We start from the raw sequence: 22,314 nt of genomic DNA on the forward strand, positions 1-22,314 counted from the left end.
CACCCCGCCGACCGGCACGGCAGCGCTGTACGAGCCGCCGGGCCGTCACTCGTTCGCACGCGTGGATCCACTCGTCGAACGGCCGCCCAAGACCGAACCGAGGCCGACGGCGAGCAGGATCGACAGGCCGGTCCCGACGATCGCGAACGCGGCCATCGTGACGAAGAACGCCGGCGTGGAGACGCCGAGGACGTAGCCGCCGATCGCGATCGAGGTGGCGCCGAACCCGAACTCGCCGAGGTAGGTGTAGCCGTAGGAGAGTCCGCGCGACCCCGGCGGCGTGTAGACGGCGACGGCGTCCTGGTAGAACGGCTGAATCGCGAAGAGGACGAAGCCGAACGTGGCGCTGAGCGCGATCACCGCCACGAGGCCGACCGTACCGCTCACCTCGAGCGAGAGGATCGGGACGAACGTCAGAGCCAGCGCGGCGAGGACGGCGAAGAACGCGGCCAGGCCGGTGCTCGGACTGATTCGGTCGGTCAGGGTCCCGCCGACGTACTGGCCGGCGATGCCGACGACGAGCAAGCCGACGTAGATGTAATCGCCCGGTTCGATCCCTTGCAGGGTCGGGCCGGGGTCGAATCCGGAGAGCGCCGCCGAACTGTGGAGTAACTCCGGCAGGTAGGTCAGCATGCCGCGGTAGAACAGTCCCTCGAACGTCACGATCACGAACACGAGCGCGAACGCGCTCGCGAAGAGGGTTCGCGTGTCGCCCAGCAAGTCAGAGAGCGAGAGCGCCTCGTCCGGTCCGGCGTCGGCGTCCGGGTCGACCGCCGCCGTCGGATCGAAGTCGGCCCGGAGGCCGTAGAGCGCCGCGATCATGCCCGGAACGGCGAGGGCGAGCGCAGCCCGTTGCCAGGAGAGGCCCGCGACCATCAGCGTCGCCGCGACGAACGGGCCGAGCGCGATGCCGACGTTCCCCGCCATGCCGTGCCAGGCGAAGACGCGGCCGCGCCGGTCGACGCCGGTGCTGATGAGCGAGAGGCCGGCGGGGTGGTAGATGCTGGCGGCGGTGCCCCAGCAGACGAGGCCGATCGCGATCCCGGCCAGCGATCCGGCGAGCGCGAGGACGACGAACGACGCGCTCATCCCGGCCAGACACGCGACGACGAGCCGTTTCGGCCCGAATCGATCGGCGAGCACGCCGGCCGGCAGGGCGCCGAGGCCGAACGGCGCGTAGCCCAGCGCGACGATCAGTCCGACGAGCACCGTCGGGACGTCGAACTCGGCGAGCCAGACGACGAGGAAGATCGGGATCGACGTCTCGAACCAGTGGACGAGGCCGTGGCCGGTCATCGTGAACGCGGCGATCGCGCGATCGTTTCGATCGAGGGCCATTTATTCGGTCTGACTGAGAGGCTCGCTCGACGGTACTTAGCACCTGTGGATCGGGCAGTCGAGTCCGGTTGACGGATAACCGCGCCCGGTCGACGGGGCGCTGCCCTCCGGCCGAAACCGCACGGTTCAGGCCAGGTCGAGCGCTTCTCGATCGACGCCGGCGAGTCGCGCGAGTGCGTCGGCTTCGAGCAGGTGACACTCGCCCGGGATCACGAGCAGGTGCAGCGGGTCCCCGAACTCGCGACTCGCGAGTTCCGACATCCGTCCGCCGTCGACGACCGGATCGGGCGAGCCCGCCCGGGCCACGACGACGCCGACGAGATCCGGGTACGCCTCGGAGAGGAGATCGGCCGCCACGTCGCCGCGCATGTACTCGCCCTCCGCAGCCTTGATGTCCAGAAACACGAGCGTGTGGAGCCCGCGCTCGCGATTCTCTGCGATCGTGTCGGTGACGCTCGCGGGCAGCCCGTCGGCGCCGTGGGCCCAGGGAAACGGGAGCGTCGTCGACGGGCCGAAGCGATAGTTCTGGAGGCCGGTGAGGCCGCTCGCTGCGGTCTGTGCGGTCACGCCGTGAATGATTCGGGTGTCGACGTCGCGCTCCTCGGCGCGCAACCGCAGGTCGACGTGGGTCGTCGAAATCATCGTGTCGCCGGCGGTGCAGAAGACGACGTCGTCGGATGCCGCCGCCTCGAGGATGGGCTCGGGATCCTGCTCGACGCCGGCGCGGTCGCGGACCTCGATCTCGACGTCGTGGTGGGCGGAAAGCGCCTCGAAACTCGCGCCGATCAGTTCGCTGGTGTAGCGCTCGGCGAAGACCCGATCGGCGGTTCGAATCGCCTCGCGGCCCTCGACGGTGATCGAGCGCTCGTCGTAGAGGCCGAGGCCGACGAAGGTGAGCATACCCCCACCTCGCGGTCGAGCGTCTTAGGCGAACGGATCCGCGGTGGCGGGGTTCAGGTCTCGTCCGACAGGATCGCTTCGAGTTCGACCTCGACGAGGTGGTCGGGATCGATCAGGCGCTCGACCTGGACCATCGTCGCTGCGGGTCGTACGTCGCCGAAGTACTCGGCGTGGGCCGAACCGATCTCGGGCCAGTCGTCGACGTCCGTGACGTACAGCCGCGTGCGAACGACGTCCGACGCCGTCGCGCCGGTTTCTTCGAGTGCTTCGATCGCGAGGCCGAGCGCGTACCGGGTTTGCCTGCCGGGGTCGCCCACCCCGACGACCGCGCCGTCTTCGCCCGTCGCGGTCGTCCCCGCGACGTGGACGGTGTCACCCGCGCGGACGGCGCGCGAGTAGCCGACGGCGTCCTCCCACTCGGTGCCGCTCGAAACCCGTTGACGCGGTCGCGTCATACGCGAACGTCGCGAACCGGGTCGAAAACGCTGCCGGTGTGACCGCGGGCGAAACCCGGTCGATCGGATTCGATCGGTTCGACGTGGCGGACGAGCGTGGATGCGACGAATCGATTCAACGGGGAGGGCCGAATCGACAGTGGCTGGGTGAGACGACGGGCGACCCGTCTCAGAACAGGGCGTTCAGTTCGCCGCCGGTGTCGACGAGCGCGTCGAGCTGGTCCGTACTGGCCGCGTCGATCTCCGCGACGCGATCCTGCGTCTCGATGGCGACCTGCTGAAGCTGGTCGATGCGGGACACGTCGGTGACGCCGGAGCAGAGGACCGTGGCCCCGACGGTGTCGTCGGTCGGACGCGGATAGTCGCCGCCGCGAACTTCCATGCTGCCCGTCTCGTCCTCGAGCCACGATCGGCCGCGCTCGATGCCCTTCCGATCGAGGTGCTCCGACGGACCGGAGACGACGACGAGCGAGCGATCGGTGCTGTCGACCGAACACGGGAGGGTCAGCCGGCCCAGCGTGGCCTTGCGAACCAGGCTCGTCATCCGGTTCGTCGCGGCGGCCCCGTCCGTCACCGACTCGCTCCCCGTCAGTTTCCCCAACAGCGAGCCGGACGATTCGACCGTCTCGGTCGCGTAGCCGACGGTGGAGACGCCGCCGCCCGAGAGCGTGTTGATCACCTCCGATGCGTCGACGACGCTCTCGGCGACCGCACCCGTCTCGTGAACCTCGCCGGCGCCGAAGAGGACGCCGAAGCGCTCGACGATCTCCCGGTTGATCGCCGCGTAGCCGCCTTCCATCGATTCGCCCGCCCGGCGCCAGACGTCGTTGTCGAAGACGAGCAGGTTGTCGACCTCGTCGACGAACGTCTGGAACGAACGGGCCGCGTTGAGGGTGTAAATCCCGCCCTCGTCCGTCGCCGGGAGGACGCCCAGCCCGTAGACGGGGACCGTGTAGAGGTACTTGAGGTGCTTCGCGAGGACGGGCGCGCCGCCGGAACCGGTTCCGCCGCCCAGGCCGGCGACGATCAGGAACGCGTCGATCTCGTGGACCGGAATCGAGTCGATCGCCGCCTGAATCTCGTCGATGTCTGCCGAGGCGATCTCGGCGCCGAGTTCGTTGTCGGCACCGACGCCGTGTCCGCGCACCCGGGACTGCCCGATGAGGACCTGCTTTTCCTCCGGTATACGCTCGAGGCCGGCCAAGTCGGCCGCGGCGGTGTTGACCGCGACGGCGTCGGCGACGAAGCTGCTCCGCCGGTCGGCGTCGTACGCGAGGAATCGGTCGACGATCTTTCCCCCTGCTTGCCCGAATCCGATGAGTGCGAGTTTCATGGTCTCTCGATCCGCGACCCGCGTCGATCTGCGGCCCGCGTGCGATGGATGCCGCAACCGCTCTCCCCTTCGTTACGCGATACGTACGCGATCGTGACTCACTGCGAGCCGTTACGTTCAGCCGGTAATGAGTGTCTACCGGGCGTGTCGGTCAGGGTCTCGGACTGGTAGACCGGCAGCGCTGCGGTCGCTCGACCATCACCTGCGCGGTGACTGATAGCGGTTGAGCCGCTCGTCGAAGTTCCGACTCACTCGTGGCCTTCGATCGGAACGGGTTCGGACGGTTCGTCGACGTACTCGAGATCGGAGTCCGAGATCGAGACGTCGACCGCCTCGACGGCTTCCTCGAGGTGTTCGACGCTCGAAACGCCGACGATCGGCGCGGTGACGGGCTCGCGATGGAGGTGCCAGGCGAGGGTGAACTGGGCCATCGAGACGCCGTACTCCGCGGCCAGTTCCTCGATGCGTCGGTTGATCTCCTCGCCGCCACCGGCCCGGTAGATGGCGTGGCGATCAGGTCGCCGTTCGTTCTCACGCCTGGCCCGGGGCGTCGTGTCGAACTCGTCGTGGGGGCGAGTGAGGTAGCCGCGGGCCAGGGGGCTCCACGGAACCACGCCGATACCCTCGCGCTCGCACAGCGGGAGCATCTCGCGGTCCTCCTCGCGATAGACCGGGTTGTAGTGATTCTGCATGGAGACGAAGCGCTCGAGCCCGAGCCGATCGCTCGTGTGAAGCGCGTCTGCGAACTGGTGGGCCCACATCGACGACGCGCCCAGGTAGCGCACCTGGTTGCGCCGGACGGCGTCGTCGAGCGCGCGGAGCGTCTCCTCGATCGGCGTCTCGTAATCCCATCGGTGGATCTGGTAGAGGTCGAGCGTATCGAGCCCGAGTCGGTCGAGCGAGTTCGACAGTTCCTGCTCGATCGCCTTCCGGGAGAGTCCCTGCGCGTTCGGATCGTCGTCGTCCATCGAGAAGTACACCTTCGAGGCGACGACGAGCTCGTCGCGATCGTAGTCGGCGAGCACGTCGCCGATGAGGGACTCGCTCTCGCCGTCGCGGTAGACGTTCGCCGTGTCGATGAAGGTGATGCCGAGGTCGATCGCGCGTTCGAGGATCTCGCGACTCTCCGCGGCGTCGAGCTTCCAGCCGCTCCCGTCGTAGCCGAGGTTCATCGTTCCGAGGCCGATGCGACTGACGGTCAGGCCCGAGTCACCGAGCGTGGTGTACTCCATGAGGAGTATCGCGGACGCCAGGACCAAAACTCTCGACCTTCCGGAAGGGCCACTGAAATGAGGACCGGGCCCGATGCGATCGGTCGCCGCGTCAGAACCCGATATGCGAGGTCGACGACGGTACGTCGTCATCGCCGTCGAGGTCGTCCGCCGGGGAGGTCTCGGCCGCGTCGATCCCGCCCTCGTTCGCGAACGAGACGCTCCGATCGGAGAGGTAGACCGCACCGTCCTCGACCGTCGTCTCGACAGGGACGAGTCGGGTCCCGGCGGCGTCGCCGTTGTCGCAGTCGCCGGCGCACGAGTCGAACGTCGAGCCGTGGCGCGGACAGACGATCTCGCCGTCGCGGATCGCCGCCCCGCGGCCGACGTCCAGGCGCTGGGACTCGTGCGGACAGCGATTGATCCAGCCTTCGACGCCGTCCTCGCAGGGCACCAGGATCACTTCGTCGAGTTCGCCGTAGGAATCGCGGACGGTGAACAGCCACGAGCCCTCCTCGTGGACAGTGTCGACCGTCGTCAAACGCGTCCCGTCGGTCATGCACGCCCGTTTCGGTCCATCACCTATAACGTCCGTGACTCGGACCGGACGGCGAGATCGTCCCGCGACGCCGAGCACGGTAGATCGAACGGTGTCGCGTCGGATCGAAGCCGCGGCGGTCGGAAGCGACATCGTTAGGGACGGTCGCCCGCGAGAGCGGGTATGGAAGTGCCGTGCGTCCGGGTGCGCCGCGAGGACGGCGAGGCGACGCGTCGCCGACTTGCCGCCGAAGATCTCGTGGCCGACACGTTCGAGATCACCCACGAGGACGGCTGGCTCTACATCCCCGTGACCGACGCGCATGCGGTGCCTGCGGACCTCGACCTCGTCGATCGCGAGGCGCCCGAACGGGAGACCCAGACGACGCCGGCGGAGCTGCTGGGATTCGAACCCTCCTACGAGCGCCTCGGCCGGGCCGCGATCCTCGACGAGGACGACACGGACCGCGCGCGCGAGATCGCGGCCGCGATCGTCGAATCGGACCTGCCGGTCGAGACGGTGCTGAACAAAGCCTCGAAAGTCAAGGGCGAAACGCGCGTGCGCGACTGGGAGGTCCTCGCGGGCGAGGGATCCGACGACGGAGCGAGTACCGAAGTCGTTCACCGCGAGTACGGTCACGCGTTCGCCCTCGACGTCGCCGAGGTCTACTTCTCGCCCCGTCTCGCGACGGAGCGCCACCGCGTGGCCGAGCAGGTCGCGGCCGGCGACCGCGTCGTCGACATGTTCGCCGGCGTCGGGCCGTTCGCCATCCCCATGGCCGCCCGCGGCGCCGACGTCGTCGGCGTCGACGTCAACCCGCGCGCGATCGAGTACCTCCGCGAAAACGCCGAGCGAAACGGCGTGGCCGATCGGGTGACCGCGATCGACGCGGACGTGCGCGATGTCGCCGCCGAGTACGCGGGCTGGGCCGACCGCATCGTGATGAACCTGCCCCACAGCGCCGACGACTTCCTCGACGCCGCCGTCGCGATCGCCGGCGACGACTGTACGATCCACTACTACGACATTCAGCACGAGGACGACCCTTTCGGCCCCGGCGAACGCGCGATTCGCGAGGTCGCCGAGCCCGAGTACGACGTCTCGGTCGAGACCGAACGAGTGGTCAGATCCTACGCGCCCCACGAGTGCAACGTCTGTCTCGACGTTCGCCTGACCCGGTGACCCGTCCCGGATCGATTCGCAATCCTTATGGCTGGTATCGGCCCTACGTGTGAGTGAACGCGGGCCCGGCGAACGCGCTTCGCCGAGAATGGTGCGCGAACGACGCGAGCGTGCCGGTGTAGCTCAGACTGGCAGAGCGAATCCTTCGTAAGGATTAGGTCGAGGGTTCAAATCCCTCCACCGGCTTGTTGCTGCAAACAATTCGTGAGCAGCAACAGGCGTTGCGGGATTTGAATCAGGGAGAGCGCAGTCTCGCGAACGCAGTGAGGGAGGAAGCGATCGACCGTGGTTCACAATCCCTCCACCGGCTTGTTGCTGCGGACAATTCGCGAGCAGTCAATCGCCTTCGGAGGGGTTCGAACGAGGGGTAGGATCGCCGCCCGCTCACTCTTGGGGCTCGCCTGCCGCAGGTAGCGTGACCGTGAACGTCGTCCCCTCGCCGGGGTCGGAGTCGACCCGGATCTTGCCGTCGTGGCGCTCGACGATGCGCTGACAGAGCGCCAGCCCGATCCCCATGCCCGCGTGTTCGTCGCGGCCGTGTAAGCGGTTGAACACCTCGAAAATGTCGTCCTGGTAGTCCGGATCGATCCCGATCCCCCGATCGCTGACCGTCAGTTGCCACCGGTCGCCGTCGCGCTCGGCTCCGACGTGGATCCGCGGGGGCTCGTCGCCGCTGTATTCGATCGCGTTGTCGAGTAAGTTCTGGAAGAGTTGGCGAAGTTGGCTCGCATCACCCTCGACGCGGGGTAGCGACTCGCTCGTGATCTCGGCATCGCTCTCTTCGATCTGTAGCCGGAGATCGTCCAGCACGTCGTCGAGGGTGGCCTGGAGATCGACGGGTTCGAACGGCTCACCCTTCGTTTCGACGCGGGAGTACTCAAGCAGCGCGTCGATCATCTCGCGCATGCGCTCGGCGCCGTCGACGGCAAACTCGACGAACTCCCGGCCGTCCGCGTCGAGTTCGTCGCCGTACCGGCGTTCGAGCAACTGGAGGTAGCTCGACACCATCCGTAGCGGCTCCTGCAGGTCGTGACTGGCCGCGTACGCGAACTGTTCGAGGCGTTCGTTGGACGCCTCGAGTCTGCGCTGGTACTCCTTGCGCTCGGTGATGTCGACGAGGGTGACGACCGCGCGGGTCACCTCGCCGTCCGCGTTCCGAACGGGCGTGCCGTGGTTCAAAACGATCCGGCGTTCCCCGTCGAAGCCCTCGATTTCGATCTCGTCCGGATCGGTCACCTCTTCGCCCCGGAGCGCACGCGCCAGCGGCCACTCGTGGGGCTCGACGGGCTCTCCCGTGTCCGCCCACCAGGCGTCGTACGCCTCGTACTCGGCGACGGACTCGGATTCGGCGACCTCGCCGCCCCAGATCGCCTCGGCGGCCTCGTTCCACTCGACGATCTCGCCGTCGGCTTCGGCGACGAAGACGGCGACCGGGAGCACGTCGATGAGCGCCCGGAGCTGGTTCCGGCTCTCCTGGAGCGCCTGTTCGCGTTCCTTGCGCTCGGTGACGTCGCGGTCCGAGACGATGATGGATACGACCTCGCCGTCCTCGTCCGTGACCGGCCGGAAGTAGCCGCTCAGGGTGTACCGGTCGCCGCCCGGTCGGATGAGATCCGCCTCGAAATCGACGTACTCGCCGTCGGCCGCTCGCTCGGTCCACTCCCTCACGTCCGACTGGACGCCCGCCTGGCCGCCCCACCAGGGCGTCTCCCAGAACGGTTCGCCGGTCACGTCCGCGAGGGCGGCGTCCACGTACTCCATGGCCGTCCCGTTGATGTCCAGAACCGTCCCGTCTGGATCGAGCAGGCCGACGAGGATGTTCGGATCCTCGAAGACGGCCTCGTACCGGCGTTCCTTCCGCCGCAGCTCCCGCTCGCGCTCCCGTCGGTCGGATATATCCCTGACGACGCCGACGCGCCGGTCGGGCTCGTCGGGGCTCGCCAGCAGTGCGAACGTCGCCTCCGAGGGGAGTCGTTCGCCGTCGGCCCGCCGTAGCTCCGCCTCGACCGTCGACCCGTTCGAACCGCCGTGGCGCATTTCGGCCTCGGTCACCTGCGCTCGCTCGGCGACCGCCTGGTCGACGACCAGCGAAACGTGGGCCCCGATCAGGTCGTCGCGATCGTAGCCAGTCATCTCGACGTAGGCGTCGTTGACCATCGTGAACCGGCCCTCGTCGTCGACCACGTAGACGCCGTCGTTGACGGTTTCGACGACCGTCTCGTAGCGCTGGAGTTCGCGTTCGCGCTCCTTGCGCTCGGTGATGTCGACCAGGTACCCGAGATAATTCGTGATCTCGCCCGAGTCGTCCCGGACGATCTTGGTGGTGTCTTTCACCCACCTGACCTCGCCGCCATTGGTCCGCACGCGATACGGCTCGTGGCTGAAGCGCTCGGTCGTCCCGTCGCTGTTGGCTTCGACCTCCCGGGCGATGCGGTCCACCTCCTCCTCGAAGAGCAGGTCGGTGTACGGAACCGTCCCCGACTCGAGTTCCGCGGGCGCGTAGCCGAACACGTCCTCGACATTTGGGGAGACGTACTCGACCGGCCACCCCGCCTCGTCGTCGGGCTCCCACCTGAAGACGACCGCGGGGCCGTCCGCGAACATGTCCCGCTCCTCGGCCAGCCGCCGCTCGGCGCGCTTGCGATCGGTGATGTCCGAGATGATGCCCTCGATCTCCACCAGCTCGCCGTCCTCGAAGATGCCACGGCCGCGATCGCTGACCCACCGCCGTTCGCCGGTCGCGGTCTCGATGCGGTAGGTCACCGCGAACGTCCCGTCCTCGCCCGCCTCCCGCTGGACGGCCTCCCAGACCGCCTCCCGGTCGGCCTGCACCATCACGTCCGCGCCCCAGTTCACGTCGCCGCGTTCCAGCGCCTCGGCGGCGTATCCCGTTACGTCTTCGCACGCGTCGCTCACGAACGCCACGGGCCAGTCGCGGTCGTTCCGACACCGATAGACCATCCCCGGCACGTTGTCGATCAGCGACGAGAGCCGCCGTTCGCGCTCGCGGAGTTCCCGTTCCAGTTCGCTGTGGTCGGCGATCGGCCCGGCGCGCTCGCGGTCGCGCACGTCCCGAACCACGCCGACGGTTCCTCGGAGGCTGCCGCGTTCGACCAGCAGGCTCATCCGGAGTTCGCACGGGACGGTCCCGCCGTCGGCCGTCCGGATCGACAGCTCGAACGTCTCGACGCGCGGCCGACCCGCCTCGAGGCGCGCGGCGATCTCCCGTTCGATTCGCTCGACGTCGTCTTCGGCGACGAGCCGGGAGACGTGCTCGCCGAGCAGGGCGTCGCGGGGATAGCCGGTCGCCTCGACGATCGCGTCGTTGACCGCGACGAATCGGCCCGCGGCGTCGAGCTGGTAGATGCCGTCCTCGACGGCGTTGACCAGCGTGCGATACTGCCGGCACGCCTCGGTATCGTCAGCCGTCCCCCAGAACTCCGTCTCTGCGGTCCCCCCACCGTCGCTCATATCGGAGGGGGTCGACAGCAAGTCGGATAAATGCCGTGCACTGGTCGCGGGAAACCTACCGCCGAGAACGGAGTCGCGCCGGGCCGCGATGGCGGCGCTCCCTGAGTCAAAAAGGCCGCACACAGCTCCAACTACGTCAGATATCGACGGGATCTATGGAGCCAGCAGGTCCGGTCCGAGCGGGCTCGTCGTCACCGGCCGCGTGCGCGATCGGCGTCTCGCCGTTTCGCTCGACGATCTCCGGGAGCCGATCGCGAACGTGCGGGACGCGGCTCACACGCTCTTCGGCGAGCGAAAATCGGTTCGACCGGCACTCCATTCGGACGGCGCCGTCCGTAGCCGACGGTAAGGGTCCACTCGCGGGCCGGCACAGGTGGGGCAACCGGATGGAGCGTTGGAGAGGCCCGTCCAGCAATATGTCGGCGAAGTAGCGCGCCGGGCCGGGGTCGACCGGCCGGCCGAACGCTAGTTCGCGTCCGGGCGTGGATCGATCGCGATCTCGTCGACCGAGACGGTTACCTCGCAGCTCGCGTACTCGAACGAGAGGGAGAAGTCGGTCTGGCAGGCCGCCGCGTGGTCGACCAGCTGGTCGAGGGCCTCCGGATCGATCGCGTGGTACAGCGGCGGGAGCGGTGACCCCGCTTCGGTCGGGACGGCCGGACGGCCGGTGACCGACGAGACCGCCTCGAGGACGGCCTCGCTGCTCGGTTGCGACGTCGATCGGTCGAGGGTGATCGGTCCATCCTGAGTGGCACAGCAGTCGTTCGGGGGTGCGGCTGACATCGAGAATTCTGTTCGGTGATACGCCCGGTCGACGGGTAGGCCCGGCGGTTGAGCACGAAACCTTTTACGTACGCGAGGACAGCGCCGGCCCGTCAGCGATCGGGATCGAACGTCTCCGCGAAGAGGTTCGACTGCGCGCGTCGAAGCGTCGCCGACAGCGACTGTTCGGAGACGTCGAACCGGTCGGCGAGCGCGTCGAGCGAGGTAGAGCGCGGGACGTCGAAGTAGCCCGCCTCGAACGCCGCGCGCAGCACCGTTCGCTGGCGGTCGGTCAACGCCGACGCGGCCGAAGGGGCGCCCTCGCTCCGGTAGAGCCGATCGAGGGTGAAATCGAGGTCGCGTTCCGCGCAGGCCGACCGGTACGCGGAGAGGGCGTCCCGATTCGGAATCATGGCCCGGTAGTGGACAGCCTCGCCGGTCGCCCTGACCTCGAGAAAGGTGATCCCGTGTTCCATCGCGACCGGGTACGTCATCCCGCACGCCCCCTCCGGAGAGAGTTCGATCCGGTAGAGCCGACGGTCGGGTACGCTGGCGAGTACGGTCGCAGATGCGAGCGTCGGATCCGATCGAACGGCCGCGTCGAAGCGCTCCAGCGCCGCGTCCGGTCCGCTCGCCCAGGCGGTCAGCACCGGCGGCTCGTCCGCCGTCACGAATTCGTCGACGACCTCGTACTCGACGCCCGGGCTCTCGGCTCGAGCCGCGGCGAGGATCGGGCTGTCGAGCGTGTACTCGGCGATGAAGCTCACGATCGCGGGGACCTACCACGACCACGGGTAAAACTCATCGGGGACGGCAAGGGCCAGCTTCAAGACGGATCGGCTCGGCCGCGGCCGAGCGGTTAGTATCGAGCCCGCAGGCGAGGTCGAGAGCTCGTCCGGGACCGTCACAGCACCGACGAGATGACGAGGCCGAGCGCGATCGCGAAGACGGGGAGGTCGCGGCGGCCGAACGAGAGCGGCGGCAGCGTCGGATTCCAGGAGAGACAGCGCGCCTGGAGGGCGACCGAGAGTCGATCCGCGCGCCGAAAGGCACGCGAGAGCCCGAGCGCTCCGATTCGAGCCGCCCGATCGTGGGCGGATCGCTCGGTCCCGAGGCGGGTCGCCATCGCGTTCCGAATCGTGCGAATGTCGGCTTGCAAGACGGGGAGAAAGCGAAAGACGAGCGAGACGCCGAGGCCGAGCAGTCGCCCGACGCGACCGGGGACGAGTCGGTGGAACGCCGCCTCCGAATCGCGAACCGGCGTCGATCGGACGTACGCCGCGCTGACCAGCAGGATGAGGACGACGCGGTAGCTCGCGCTCGCCGTCGCGATCGCGTCGGCCACGTCGATCCACGGCGGTCCACGGGTGACGGCCGAGAGGATCACGCTGATCGACAGAAAGCCGAACACGTACCGGTAGGCGTACAGCGTTCGCCCGAGTGCGACGCCTGCACCCATCACGACGATGAGCGCCAAGAGCGAGAGCGCGGCAGTCGCGGACGGTGAGGAATGAGCGAGGGCGGCGACGGCGAATGCGACCTGGAACGCCAACTTGGACCGCGGATCGAGCGTGTGGGCCAGCGTCTCGTCGGGTTCGTACGCGAGCACGCGATCACCCGGTCGGCGCTCGCACGCCGATAGACGACGTGTTCAGCGCCTCTTTCGCCCGTTCCGGGTCCGCGTCGACAGCCACTTCGCCGTCGGCCATCGCGACGACGCGATCCGCCAGGTCCCAGACCGCGTCGGGGTCGTGCGTCGAGACGATCACGCCGGTCCCCTCGGCCGAGAGTGCGGCCAGGCGCTCGCGAACCGACCGGCGAGCGGGTACGTCGAGGCCCGTGAACGGTTCGTCGAGAATTAGATGGGTGGGTTCCATCGCGAGTGCGCCGGCGATGGCGACGCGGGATTGCTCGCCGCCGGAGAGTTCGTCGATCTGCTCCGACCCGCGGCCGTCCATGTTGACCGCCGCGAGCGAGCGCTCGACCCGTTCGTCGATCGTCGCCCGGTCGAGGCCGAGGTTTTCAGGGCCGAACGCGACGTCTTCGGCGATCGTCGCGGCGACGAACTGGTCGCGCGGGTGTTGAAACACCATCCCGATCGCCGAGCGCGCCGCCACGAGGTCCTCGTCGACCGGTCGCCCGTCAACCAGGACGGTTCCAGCCTCGGGTTCGAGCAGGCCGTTGGCGTGGCGCAGCAGCGTCGTCTTGCCGCTCCCGTTCGGGCCGACGAGCAGGACGAACTCGCCGTCGGCGATCGAGAGCGAAACCGAGTGAAGCACGTCGGTCTCGCCGTAGGCGAAGGTGACGTCGCGATAGTCGATCATGGGAGTGGTTCCGAGTGGCGGTCAGTCTCAGGCCGGGACGATGTCGCTACGGACGACGCCGATCGCCGCCGCCATCTTGACGAGTTCGAAGAAGACGAACGGGGCGACGAACCCGGCTATCGCTTCGGAGGGAGACAGATCGAGTAACAGCATTGCGTAGCCCGCGCCCATTGTGTAGATGAGGAGGGTACCCGCGACGAGCGCAGCGACCAGGCGGAGGGTGCCGACCGTCGACGGGTTTCGGCGGCGAAACCGATCGACGAACCTGGCGGATTCGAGCGACACATCGCTCGGTTCCGCCCCACGGCGAGAGCCGAGGAAACGCGCGTGGACGAGTACGCCGATCAGACACGCGGCAACCGGGAACGACCAGAGGAACCCGGCCGTATAGTCGAAAAGTGGACCGATACCCGTCCGACCATGGGCGAAGACCGGCAGTCCACTTACACCGGCCGCGAGATACAGCCCCATCGACGCCGTCCCCCACAGCGGGCCGAGGTAGATACCAGCGAGGAAGACGAACAACACCTGCAGCGTCACCGACACCGTCGTGAACGGAATCGGGATGGAAAGTGGGGCAGTCGCCCCCATCAGCGTTGCCAGTAACGCGGCTCTCGCGAACGGCCGAATGACGTCCGCCGAGACCAGCGAGACGGATGTTTGCTCGGTCGACATACTCGAACCGCTCTCGTAAACCGGCGTAATTGCTTCGGTTTACAAAACAGTCACGGGGTTGACCTTTGGAAATCGTGTCAACGTAACTGCTGGAAGCGATCAGTCTTCAGCGTCGGGGAGCTGGCTCAGTGGTGGTGACCGGTCGCCTCGGCGTAGCTCACGCCGAATCGTTCCTCGAAGAGGTCCATGATCTCTTCTTCCTGGGCGGCGACCTCCTCGCCGGCGTCCTCGCCGTGGTGGACGAGGTGGTGAGCCCGGCTCGCAAAGGAGAGCAGGGTGATGTCACCGACCGTTTCGGCCTGCGACTGGTCGCCCTCCGCCAGGAGGGAGACGAGGCCGCTCGGGATGGTGACGTCGTCGCCGTCGCCCGACTCGGATTCGATGCTGAACGTCGTTGTTGGAACCGACTCGTCCATACCGAAACACTCGCGCCTGCCCCTAAAGGTCCTGCGGCTGGCCCCGTCGGGTGGCAGTTCGAGCGGTGCCGTCGGGGGCATTGCGACCGGCTTCGTCGGGTGGCAGTTCGAGCGGTGCCGTCGGGGGCATTACGACCGGCTTCGTCGGGCCGACGAGCCGGCCCTCGATACGGAATCGATCGTGGATCGCACCACCGCTGACCGTGCGAAACGCGCCGATTCGGCAGTGGATCGGATCAGACAGCCGGACGGGATCAGGGGCGATCAAACCCGGACGGGATCAGGAACGGTCGGCGTCGGCCGCGGCGAGCTCGCGGACCTCGCCCCAGCGGCCCGTCTCCTCCAGGCGATCCTGCAGTTCGCTCGCGTACTCCTGGGCGAGGGCGTCGGCCGCCTCGAGGTCGGCCTCGGAGACGTCCTCGTCGCCGCCGAGCCCGATCGCCGACTTCAGCGAATCCAGCAGCCCGCCGCCGCTCGAACCAGCCGCGGGTTGCCCGCCCATTCCGGCCACGCCCGCCTCGAGGTTCTCGAATTCGGGCAACACGTGCTCGACCTGTTCGGTGTTGGCCACGAGCGTCGCCGCGTCCGGATCGGCCGGATCGGTGATCTCGAAGGTCGTCGCGGTCATGACGAGGGACCACTCCTGATTCGAAAACTGCGACTGGGCGACCTGATCGGCGAACTCTCGATCGACAGCCATCCGCTCGCCGACGATCTGGTCCGTCCACGACGTCTCTGTCATGTCCGGTTCTTCCGTCGGAACGGCCATGAGGGTTTCCCATTTGCCGGTCGACGGGGCTCGGAAACCGCGGAATGCCCCGAACCGGAGCAAAAACTACTGGGGGACAGGCTGTAAGGATGAGATATGTCACTATCCTCGCCCGCGATCCTGGAATCCGCCGGCGTCACGCGGGCCCGGCTCGACGGACTGACCGATCGGCTGGCTGGCACCGAGTCCGAGTCGTCGATCGACGTCCGGACGCCGGTCACCGACGACGTCATCGGGACGATCCCGGACGCGACCGCGGACGGCGTCGAGACCGTCGTCGAACGAGCCAGGCGGGCCCAGGCCCGGTGGGCCGCGACGCCGATCGGCGAGCGGGCCGCGGTGATCGAACGCTTCGGCAGGCTGGTGGCCAAGCGGCGCGAACCGTTGCTCGACCTCCTCCAGCTCGAGACCGGCAAGTCACGGCGACACGGCTTCGAAGAGGTACTCGACGTCCCCCTTTCGTGTTCGTACTACGCCGCGGTCGGCCCCGACGCGATCTCGGAATCGAGGCGGATGGACCCGATTCCGCTCGTCTCGACGGCGCGCGTGACGAGCGATCCGGTCGGCGTGGTCGGGGTCATCTCGCCGTGGAATTACCCCGTGACGCTCTCGATGGCCGACGCCGTTCCCGCGTTGCTCGCCGGCAACGCGGTCGTGCTGAAACCGGACGCGAAGACGCCGTTCGTCGCGCTGGAACTCGCCGCCATGCTCGAAGAAGCCGGGCTCCCCGAGGGCGTCCTGCAGATCGTCACCGGGGAGGGTTCGACCGTCGGCCCCGCGCTGATCGACCGGGTCGATTACGTCGCGTTCACGGGGAGTACGGAGACGGGCCGGCAGGTCGCCGAACGGGCGGGACGAAACCTGATCGACTGCTCGCTCGAACTCGGCGGGAAGAACCCGCTGGTCGTCCTCGACGACGCGGACGTCGAGGAAGCCGCCCGCGGTGCCGCCCAGGGGGCGTTCACGAACGCCGGCCAGCTCTGTCTCGCGCCCGAGCGAATCTACGTCCACGAATCGTGCTTCGAGGCGTTCCTCGACGCGTTCGTCGGAGAGACGCGGTCGCTCTCGCTCGGACACACGTTCGACTACGGGCCCGACGTCGGCTCCCTCATCGACGACGCCCAGCACACGCGCGTGGCCGACACCGTCGATTCGGCGGTCGAGGACGGGGCGTCGCTCGTCTCCGGCGGTCGACGTCGACCCGACGTCGGCCCGTACTGCTACGAACCGACGATCCTGACCGACGTCGAGCCCGACGCCGACGTCGCGTGCGAGGAGACGTTCGGGCCCGTGGTCACCGTCACGCCGGTTCCCGACGCAGATAGCGCGATCGACGCGGCGAACGACTCGCCGTACGGCCTGAACGCGAGCGTCTGGAGTCAAAATACGGACCGCGCACGCGAGGTCGCCCGCCGCATCGACTGCGGCACCGTCTGCATCAACGACACGTACCTCACCGGCTGGGCCGCGCTCGACGCGCCGATGGGCGGGATGGGTGACTCGGGCATCGGTCGCCGCCACGGCCCCGAGGGGATTCGGCGTTTCACCGAGTCGAAAACGATCGCGACGTCGCGCACCGGGCCCCTCGTCCCGCCGGATTTCGTACCCACGGAGTGGTTCGTTCGCGGCCTGTCGACGCTGACGGCGCTCCGACGCCGGCTACTCGGGTGGGGCCGATGACCGCACCGCGAGTATTCCTGACCGGCTTCCCGGGGTTCCTGGGGTCGGCGCTGATCGAACGAGTGCTCGAACGCGGCGACGGGCCGGTCGCCTGCCTCGTCCAGCCCCACCATCGGGCACAGGCCGAAGACCGGGCGCGCGAACTCGTAGACGCCGTCGACGCACCCGCGGTCGGCGACGATCGCATCGACATCCGGTTGTACGACGGCGACATTACCGATCCCGACCTCGGGCTCGAGGTCGATCGGGCGACGTTCGATGCCATCGAGTCGTGCTACCACCTCGCGGCGATCTACGACCTCGGCGTCGACCTCGAACCGGCCGAGGCGGTCAACGTCCGCGGGACGGAACGCGTCCTCGAATTCGCCGCGTCGATCGACGTCGATCGGTTCCACTACGTGAGCACGTGTTACGTCAGCGGGCGCTACGACGGCGTCTTCACCGAGACCCATCTCGCGGAGGGCCAGTCGTTCAACAATCACTACGAGGAGACGAAGTACCGCGCCGAGGTGGCGGTACAGCGCCGCATGGCCGCGGGGTTCCCGGCGACCGTCTACCGGCCGGCGATCGTCGTCGGCGACAGCGAGACGGGCGAGACCGAAAAGTACGACGGGCCGTACTACCAGCTTCGACACCTCCTGTCCCAGCCCGAGTGGCTCTCGGTTTCCGTGACGGTCCCCGGCGCGCGCTCGGCGGAGCTGAACGTCGTGCCCCGGGATTACGTCGTCGACGCGATCGACGCGTTGAGCGCCAGGGCGGACACCGTCGGCGAGGTGTACCAGCTCTGCGATCCGGCGCCGCTCCCGGTCCGGCGGTTCGCCGCGGTGCTCGCGGACGCGATCGACCACCGGACGGTGCCCCTACCCGTCCCCAAGTCGATCGCGCGCCGCGGGCTCGACTGGCTCGAATCGCGCGGCGCGAGCGTCGAACCCGCCACGCTCGACTACCTCGATCATCCAACTCGCTACGCGTGTCCGAAGACGCGGCGGGCGCTCGCGGATACGGCCGTCGAGGTGCCGCCGTTCGAGTCGTACGTCGACGCGCTCGTCGACTTCGTCCGCGAACACCCGGACCTGCGCGATTCGGCGATGCGGTGACCGGCCGACACTCCGGTCGAACGGGCGCCCGGACCGCTGGCTCTGGAGCCGGTATCGCGGACGAGACGCGCACGCGATCACGGAAAATGGGTCGATGGGCCACCGTCTGCGGCCGTCTTAGAGCGACACGTCCGCTTCCAGCGACGGCTTGACGGCGTCGTGGACCTTGCAGAGTTCGTTCGCGCGCTCGACGACGTTCGCGGCGGTGTCGCCGTCGAGGTCGGCGTCGGTCTCGACGTCGAAGGCGACCGACTCGAGTTTGTCGTCGTCGTTGAGTTCGCCCGTGACGTCGATGACGATCTCGCCGAGTTCGCCGGCGTCGCGCTGTTTTGCGCCGACGCGCAGCGCGGGTACGTAGCAACTGGCGTAGGCGGCCAGCAGGCTCTCGAGCGTGTCGGGGCCCTCCTCGCCGCCGGAGTCGATCGTCACCTCGAAGTCGCGGATCTGGTTCGTCGCGACGTAGCCCTCCTCGGACGTCGTGGTCACGTTCTTTGACATGGCAGTCGGTACGACGACGTCCCGGCGTGTAAACGTTGTTCTCTGTCGCGAGACTGGGAGTCGTCCGCACAGATGCGTTCGAGCGACGGCGGGGCGTCACGAGCACCGAGCTGACACCGGCGAACGGATCGAGTCGGCGCCGACGAGACGATCGCCGGACGGACCGAGCCGTCGGACGGCGAGTCGAACGATCAGGAGAGGTCGAACGACTCGTCGCCCGCGAGCGCGTGGACGGACGCGTCGGCACCGACCTCGTCGACCGCCGCCTCGAAATCGGCCGGGTCCTGCTCGATCGGGCCGAACGTGTCGTAGTGCTGCGGGAACGCGTGATCGACGTCGAGCCAGTCCGCGGCGATGGCGGCCTGGTGGGGCCCCATGGTGAAGTGATCGCCGATCGGGACGGCCGCCGCGTCGGGCCGGAGGTGCGGGCCGATCACGTCGCGCATCTCCGACATGAGGCTGGTGTCGCCGGTGTGGTAGAACGTCGTGGCGCCGGCTGCGGTGGGATCGTCGTCGCTGACGAGGAAGCCGGCAGGCATCCCGGCGTCGTACTCGTAGTCGGTCACGATGCCGTTCGTGTGATCGGCCCGCACCATCGTCACCCGCGCGTCGCCGCACGCGACGGTACCGCCGAGGTTCATTCCCATGCCGCCGACGGCGTCGTCGAAGCCGAACTCGTCCTCGCAGTAGGCGGCCAGTTCTGGCGTCGCCACGAGCGTCGCGTCCGCGAACGCGCTCGCGTCCGCGACGTGGTCAGCGTGGCCGTGCGTAAGGAGGACGTAGTCGGGCTCCGGGACGTCCTCGGGCGTCAGGTCCGTCTTCGGATTGTCGAAGAACGGGTCGATCAGCAGGCGCGTCTCTCCGACCGTTACCGCCCACGTCGAGTGACCGTGCCAGGTGAGTTCCATGCGCACGCGAGGATTCGGGAGAATTGCCCTTAAAGCTTCGAGATTTCGGCCCACAGCGCCTGCGCGCGCCGAACGTGATCGACGACTAGCCGCGCCGGGACGCGACACACCCGAGGGCCGTCTGGATGCCCGACGAGAATCGAGTCGCACCAATCGCCCGGCGATCCGCCGACCCGGCTAGCAGGAGCCGTCGCCGGATCGACGGAGGGGAGTTTTACGACGGCGGGGACAACGGGGCGTATGCTCGCACTCGACATCGAGCCGTTCACGGTCGAACTGAAGGAGGGATCGCTCTCGAACGTCGGTCCGACCAACAAATCCGCCTCTGCGAAGCTCTTCGACGTCGAATCCGCCGACGTCAGGGCGTTCGGCGACAAGCGCGTCAAATTCGAGTTCGACGACGCCGAGGGCAACGAGGTGCAGGTCGCCCTGTTCCCGGAGACCGTCCGCGCGCTCGTCGAGGAGATCGAAACCCTGGAAGACGAATCCTCAGTTTTCGAAGGCTAGAGCACCCAGTACGCCAATTCTGTCGTATTCGACGCGGCCGCGGCGTTTCGACAACCGTTTTACGCTCAACGCACTCTACTCGGATAGATGGGTACCTGCATCATCTGCGACACGCCCGTCGACGGCGAGGTGTGCGAGTTCCACGAGGAGGACGTTTGCTTCCTCTTCCGTGGTACCGACGCCTCCCAGCTCACCCCCCGCCGCTACTACGAGGGGACCGTCGACGGCTACGCCGATTTCGGCGTCTTCGTCGACATCGGCCCGCGTGTCACCGGTCTGTTGCACCGAAGCGAACTGGACAAACGGCTCGAGAGTCTCGACTGGGAACCCGGCGATACGGTCTTCGTCCAGGTGCTCGACGTCAGAGACAACGGAAACGTCGACCTCGGCTGGTCCATTCGGCAAGGACGGGACGAGTTCCGCGGCTGTGTCGTCGACGATCCGGACGGCGAGCGTCGCCTGGACGAGGCGGACTCGATCGACGAGCCCGACGGGTCGGCCGACGAGACGACCCCCGCGTCGGCCGAGACCGACGACGAGTCGACGGGGATGACCGAACAGACGGAGACGACCACCGGGACCGATTCGGCCGACGAGTCGGCCGCCACCGGATCGTCGTCGGCCGGAACGGACGAAGCCGCCGGCGACGGCGCGACGGTCGGCTCGACGAACGGCGGCACCGCAGCCGTCGTCGCGGAATCGGACGAATCGACCGAGGCGGCGGCCGACGCGGAACTCGCGCGCACGACCGTCGACGCGCTGGCCGACCAGGTCGGCGCCATCGTCCGGCTCGACGGCGTCGTCACCGGCGTCCGGCAGACGACGGGGCCGACCATCTTCGAACTGCGCGACGAGACGGGCACCATCGAGTGCGCCGCGTTCGAGGAGGCGGGCGTCCGCGCGTACCCGGACGTCGACCTTGACGACGTCGTCTCGATCGAGGGCGAGGTCGAACGCCACAACGGCGATCTCCAGATCGAGACCGAGTCGCTCACCGTCCTGACCGACGACGAACGCCAGGCCGTCCTCGACCGGCACGAAGCCGCCATCGAGGACGAGGCCCGGCCGGCGAGCGTCGACCCGCTCGGCGGGCACGAGACCGTCGACGGTCTCACTGACGAACTGACCGAGGCCGCGACGACGATTCGCCGCGCCGTCATGGAGGCCCGTCCGATCGTCGTCCGCCACAGCGACACCGCGGACGGCTACGTCGCGGGGGCCGCGATCGAGCACGCCCTGCTGCCCCTGATCGAGGACAAGCACACGCGCGACGACGCGATCTACCACTACGTCACCCGGCGGCCCCTCGAGGGCACCGTCTACGACATGGACGACGCCACCGGCGACGTCTCGAACATGCTCGACGCCCGCGATCGCCACGGCGAACAGCTCCCGCTCGTGGTCGTCGTCGACGCGGGGTCGACGATCGAGTCCACCGACGCCTACGAGTTGCTCGCCCAGTACGGCGCAGACCGGCTCGTCGTCGACGCGAACGTGGCCGATTCGGCCGTCAGCGAGACGGTCCGCACGGCCGTCACCCCTGGCGACCGCGACGAGACGCTGACGACCACCGCGATCGCGGCGACGCTCGCCGCGGCCGTCAACGCGGACGTCCGGGAGGACCTCCGGCACCTCCCCGCGCTGAGCTACTGGGAGTCGCCGCCGGAGTCCTACGTCGACCTCGCGAGCGAAGCCGGCTTCGACGCCGACGCGCTCGCGGATCGGCGCAACGCGGTCGCGCTGGAGGCACACTACCAGTCCTACAACGACAAGCGCGAACTGATCGCCGACCTGCTGTTCGACTCGAACGGCGGGCTCGCCGGCCACGTCGGTGATCAGTTCCGCGAGAAGCTCGAGACCGAGCTCGCGACCGCTCGCGAGAACACCACCGTCAGCGGCACGGGCGACGTGACGGTCACGGTACTCGACACCGCGCAGTTCACCCACCGCTACGACTTCCCGCCGACCGGTCTCCTGCTCGACGCGCTCCACCGCAGCGAACGGGACCGCGCCGACGGCCCCTTCGCCACGCTGGGCGTCGACGAGGCCGAACTCTCGGTCCGGACGACCGACTTCGTCGACGTCCGCGACCTCGGCGACGCGATCGCCACGGCCGTCCCCGATGCCGGCGTCACCGTCGTCGGCGGCGCCGACGGGACCGTCGAGTTCCTCAAGGGCGAACGCGAGGCCGTCCAGGACGCAGCAGTCGACGCGCTCGGCGACCTGCTCGAGTAGGGCGGTCGCGCGCTA

General features: G+C 68.3%; 22 protein-coding genes and 1 tRNA gene. 6 read left to right on the forward strand and 17 right to left on the reverse strand.

The window, feature by feature from the left end; genetic code table 11:
• Positions 1 to 45: 45 nt before the first annotated feature.
• The 6 genes from MXA07_RS13295 to MXA07_RS13320 form a co-directional block, all read right to left on the reverse strand.
• Positions 46 to 1,338, reverse strand: a complete 1,293-nt coding sequence (locus MXA07_RS13295; RefSeq protein ID WP_247729080.1) for an MFS transporter — start codon at positions 1,336 to 1,338, stop codon at positions 46 to 48.
• Positions 1,339 to 1,464: 126 nt separating this feature from the next.
• Positions 1,465 to 2,238, reverse strand: coding sequence for a diphthine synthase (gene dph5 / locus MXA07_RS13300; protein ID WP_247729081.1), 774 nt, complete (start codon positions 2,236 to 2,238; stop codon positions 1,465 to 1,467).
• A gap of 53 nt (positions 2,239 to 2,291) precedes the next feature.
• On the reverse strand, positions 2,292 to 2,693 hold the full coding sequence (locus MXA07_RS13305) for a RidA family protein (protein WP_247729082.1): 402 nt from the start codon (positions 2,691 to 2,693) through the stop codon (positions 2,292 to 2,294).
• A gap of 169 nt (positions 2,694 to 2,862) precedes the next feature.
• Positions 2,863 to 4,026, reverse strand: coding sequence for a tubulin/FtsZ family protein (locus MXA07_RS13310; RefSeq protein ID WP_247729083.1), 1,164 nt, complete (start codon positions 4,024 to 4,026; stop codon positions 2,863 to 2,865).
• A 248-nt stretch (positions 4,027 to 4,274) separates the two neighbouring features.
• Complete coding sequence (locus MXA07_RS13315) at positions 4,275 to 5,258, reverse strand: aldo/keto reductase (RefSeq protein WP_247729084.1); 984 nt, start codon at positions 5,256 to 5,258, stop codon at positions 4,275 to 4,277.
• Between the two features lie 91 nt (positions 5,259 to 5,349).
• On the reverse strand, positions 5,350 to 5,796 hold the full coding sequence (locus MXA07_RS13320; protein WP_247729085.1) for a Rieske (2Fe-2S) protein: 447 nt from the start codon (positions 5,794 to 5,796) through the stop codon (positions 5,350 to 5,352).
• Positions 5,797 to 5,958: 162 nt separating this feature from the next.
• Here MXA07_RS13320 and MXA07_RS13325 point away from each other — a divergent pair, with 162 nt between their 5' ends.
• Positions 5,959 to 6,957 carry a class I SAM-dependent methyltransferase gene (locus MXA07_RS13325; RefSeq protein WP_247729086.1) on the forward strand — a complete coding sequence of 333 codons (999 nt, stop codon included), beginning with the start codon at positions 5,959 to 5,961 and terminating at the stop codon, positions 6,955 to 6,957.
• Between the two features lie 112 nt (positions 6,958 to 7,069).
• A tRNA-Thr gene (locus MXA07_RS13330) sits at positions 7,070 to 7,143 on the forward strand.
• Between the two features lie 198 nt (positions 7,144 to 7,341).
• Here MXA07_RS13330 and MXA07_RS13335 read toward each other — a convergent pair.
• The 9 genes from MXA07_RS13335 to MXA07_RS13375 all read right to left on the reverse strand — a co-directional run bounded on the left by MXA07_RS13335 (position 7,342) and on the right by MXA07_RS13375 (position 15,347).
• Positions 7,342 to 10,428, reverse strand: coding sequence for a PAS domain S-box protein (locus MXA07_RS13335; protein ID WP_247729087.1), 3,087 nt, complete (start codon positions 10,426 to 10,428; stop codon positions 7,342 to 7,344).
• Positions 10,429 to 10,564: 136 nt separating this feature from the next.
• Positions 10,565 to 10,705 carry a nucleoside triphosphate pyrophosphohydrolase family protein gene (locus tag MXA07_RS13340; protein ID WP_247729088.1) on the reverse strand — a complete coding sequence of 47 codons (141 nt, stop codon included), beginning with the start codon at positions 10,703 to 10,705 and terminating at the stop codon, positions 10,565 to 10,567.
• A gap of 188 nt (positions 10,706 to 10,893) precedes the next feature.
• Complete coding sequence (locus MXA07_RS13345) at positions 10,894 to 11,211, reverse strand: HalOD1 output domain-containing protein (RefSeq protein ID WP_247729089.1); 318 nt, start codon at positions 11,209 to 11,211, stop codon at positions 10,894 to 10,896.
• 92 nt (positions 11,212 to 11,303) lie between these two features.
• A complete protein-coding gene (locus tag MXA07_RS13350) occupies positions 11,304 to 11,957 on the reverse strand; it encodes a helix-turn-helix domain-containing protein (protein ID WP_247729090.1) in 654 nt (217 codons plus the stop codon).
• A gap of 137 nt (positions 11,958 to 12,094) precedes the next feature.
• Positions 12,095 to 12,799, reverse strand: coding sequence for an energy-coupling factor transporter transmembrane component T family protein (locus tag MXA07_RS13355; protein ID WP_247729091.1), 705 nt, complete (start codon positions 12,797 to 12,799; stop codon positions 12,095 to 12,097).
• A gap of 4 nt (positions 12,800 to 12,803) precedes the next feature.
• Positions 12,804 to 13,514 (reverse strand): energy-coupling factor ABC transporter ATP-binding protein, encoded by a 711-nt coding sequence (locus tag MXA07_RS13360; protein ID WP_247729092.1) that lies wholly within the window; start codon positions 13,512 to 13,514, stop codon positions 12,804 to 12,806.
• Positions 13,515 to 13,541: 27 nt separating this feature from the next.
• Complete coding sequence (locus MXA07_RS13365; RefSeq protein WP_247729093.1) at positions 13,542 to 14,189, reverse strand: biotin transporter BioY; 648 nt, start codon at positions 14,187 to 14,189, stop codon at positions 13,542 to 13,544.
• A 125-nt stretch (positions 14,190 to 14,314) separates the two neighbouring features.
• On the reverse strand, positions 14,315 to 14,605 hold the full coding sequence (locus MXA07_RS13370) for a DUF7545 family protein (protein WP_247729094.1): 291 nt from the start codon (positions 14,603 to 14,605) through the stop codon (positions 14,315 to 14,317).
• Between the two features lie 280 nt (positions 14,606 to 14,885).
• Entirely contained in the window at positions 14,886 to 15,347 is a 462-nt protein-coding gene (locus MXA07_RS13375; RefSeq protein ID WP_247729095.1) for a DUF5799 family protein, read from the reverse strand.
• Between the two features lie 123 nt (positions 15,348 to 15,470).
• On the opposite strand from MXA07_RS13375, the gene MXA07_RS13380 reads away from it, so the two are divergent.
• Together MXA07_RS13380 and MXA07_RS13385 are read left to right on the forward strand one after the other, a co-directional pair.
• Positions 15,471 to 17,054 (forward strand): succinic semialdehyde dehydrogenase, encoded by a 1,584-nt coding sequence (locus MXA07_RS13380; RefSeq protein WP_247729096.1) that lies wholly within the window; start codon positions 15,471 to 15,473, stop codon positions 17,052 to 17,054.
• A complete protein-coding gene (locus MXA07_RS13385; RefSeq protein WP_247729097.1) occupies positions 17,051 to 18,151 on the forward strand; it encodes an SDR family oxidoreductase in 1,101 nt (366 codons plus the stop codon). The genes MXA07_RS13380 and MXA07_RS13385 overlap by 4 nt, the downstream gene beginning before the upstream one ends.
• A 117-nt stretch (positions 18,152 to 18,268) precedes the next feature.
• On the opposite strand, the gene MXA07_RS13390 is transcribed toward MXA07_RS13385, so the two are convergent.
• On the reverse strand, positions 18,269 to 18,649 hold the full coding sequence (locus tag MXA07_RS13390; protein ID WP_247729098.1) for an OsmC family protein: 381 nt from the start codon (positions 18,647 to 18,649) through the stop codon (positions 18,269 to 18,271).
• A gap of 191 nt (positions 18,650 to 18,840) precedes the next feature.
• Positions 18,841 to 19,557: a metal-dependent hydrolase gene (locus MXA07_RS13395; protein ID WP_247729099.1), complete on the reverse strand. Its 717-nt coding sequence runs from the start codon at positions 19,555 to 19,557 to the stop codon at positions 18,841 to 18,843.
• 240 nt (positions 19,558 to 19,797) lie between these two features.
• Here MXA07_RS13395 and MXA07_RS13400 point away from each other — a divergent pair, with 240 nt between their 5' ends.
• Both MXA07_RS13400 and MXA07_RS13405 read left to right on the forward strand, forming a co-directional pair.
• Complete coding sequence (locus MXA07_RS13400; RefSeq protein WP_247729100.1) at positions 19,798 to 20,064, forward strand: hypothetical protein; 267 nt, start codon at positions 19,798 to 19,800, stop codon at positions 20,062 to 20,064.
• 87 nt (positions 20,065 to 20,151) lie between these two features.
• Positions 20,152 to 22,299: an OB-fold nucleic acid binding domain-containing protein gene (locus MXA07_RS13405; protein WP_247729101.1), complete on the forward strand. Its 2,148-nt coding sequence runs from the start codon at positions 20,152 to 20,154 to the stop codon at positions 22,297 to 22,299.
• Positions 22,300 to 22,314 lie beyond the last annotated feature (15 nt).

This window comes from Halovivax limisalsi, assembly GCF_023093535.1.
GTDB classification, from domain to species: domain Archaea; phylum Halobacteriota; class Halobacteria; order Halobacteriales; family Natrialbaceae; genus Halovivax; species Halovivax limisalsi.

Excerpts from the sequence above, each read along its gene's own strand:
- MXA07_RS13295 (WP_247729080.1), bottom strand. The coding sequence starts at position 1,338 with ATGGCCCTCGATCGAAACGATCGCGCGATCGCCGCGTTCACGATGACC.
- dph5 (WP_247729081.1), bottom strand. The coding sequence starts at position 2,238 with ATGCTCACCTTCGTCGGCCTCGGCCTCTACGACGAGCGCTCGATCACC.
- MXA07_RS13305 (WP_247729082.1), bottom strand. The coding sequence starts at position 2,693 with ATGACGCGACCGCGTCAACGGGTTTCGAGCGGCACCGAGTGGGAGGAC.
- MXA07_RS13310 (WP_247729083.1), bottom strand. The coding sequence starts at position 4,026 with ATGAAACTCGCACTCATCGGATTCGGGCAAGCAGGGGGAAAGATCGTC.
- MXA07_RS13315 (WP_247729084.1), bottom strand. The coding sequence starts at position 5,258 with ATGGAGTACACCACGCTCGGTGACTCGGGCCTGACCGTCAGTCGCATC.
- MXA07_RS13320 (WP_247729085.1), bottom strand. The coding sequence starts at position 5,796 with ATGACCGACGGGACGCGTTTGACGACGGTCGACACTGTCCACGAGGAG.
- MXA07_RS13325 (WP_247729086.1), top strand. The coding sequence starts at position 5,959 with ATGGAAGTGCCGTGCGTCCGGGTGCGCCGCGAGGACGGCGAGGCGACG.
- MXA07_RS13335 (WP_247729087.1), bottom strand. The coding sequence starts at position 10,428 with ATGAGCGACGGTGGGGGGACCGCAGAGACGGAGTTCTGGGGGACGGCT.
- MXA07_RS13345 (WP_247729089.1), bottom strand. The coding sequence starts at position 11,211 with ATGTCAGCCGCACCCCCGAACGACTGCTGTGCCACTCAGGATGGACCG.
- MXA07_RS13360 (WP_247729092.1), bottom strand. The coding sequence starts at position 13,514 with ATGATCGACTATCGCGACGTCACCTTCGCCTACGGCGAGACCGACGTG.
- MXA07_RS13365 (WP_247729093.1), bottom strand. The coding sequence starts at position 14,189 with ATGTCGACCGAGCAAACATCCGTCTCGCTGGTCTCGGCGGACGTCATT.
- MXA07_RS13370 (WP_247729094.1), bottom strand. The coding sequence starts at position 14,605 with ATGGACGAGTCGGTTCCAACAACGACGTTCAGCATCGAATCCGAGTCG.
- MXA07_RS13375 (WP_247729095.1), bottom strand. The coding sequence starts at position 15,347 with ATGACAGAGACGTCGTGGACGGACCAGATCGTCGGCGAGCGGATGGCT.
- MXA07_RS13380 (WP_247729096.1), top strand. The coding sequence starts at position 15,471 with ATGTCACTATCCTCGCCCGCGATCCTGGAATCCGCCGGCGTCACGCGG.
- MXA07_RS13385 (WP_247729097.1), top strand. The coding sequence starts at position 17,051 with ATGACCGCACCGCGAGTATTCCTGACCGGCTTCCCGGGGTTCCTGGGG.
- MXA07_RS13390 (WP_247729098.1), bottom strand. The coding sequence starts at position 18,649 with ATGTCAAAGAACGTGACCACGACGTCCGAGGAGGGCTACGTCGCGACG.
- MXA07_RS13395 (WP_247729099.1), bottom strand. The coding sequence starts at position 19,557 with ATGGAACTCACCTGGCACGGTCACTCGACGTGGGCGGTAACGGTCGGA.
- MXA07_RS13400 (WP_247729100.1), top strand. The coding sequence starts at position 19,798 with ATGCTCGCACTCGACATCGAGCCGTTCACGGTCGAACTGAAGGAGGGA.
- MXA07_RS13405 (WP_247729101.1), top strand. The coding sequence starts at position 20,152 with ATGGGTACCTGCATCATCTGCGACACGCCCGTCGACGGCGAGGTGTGC.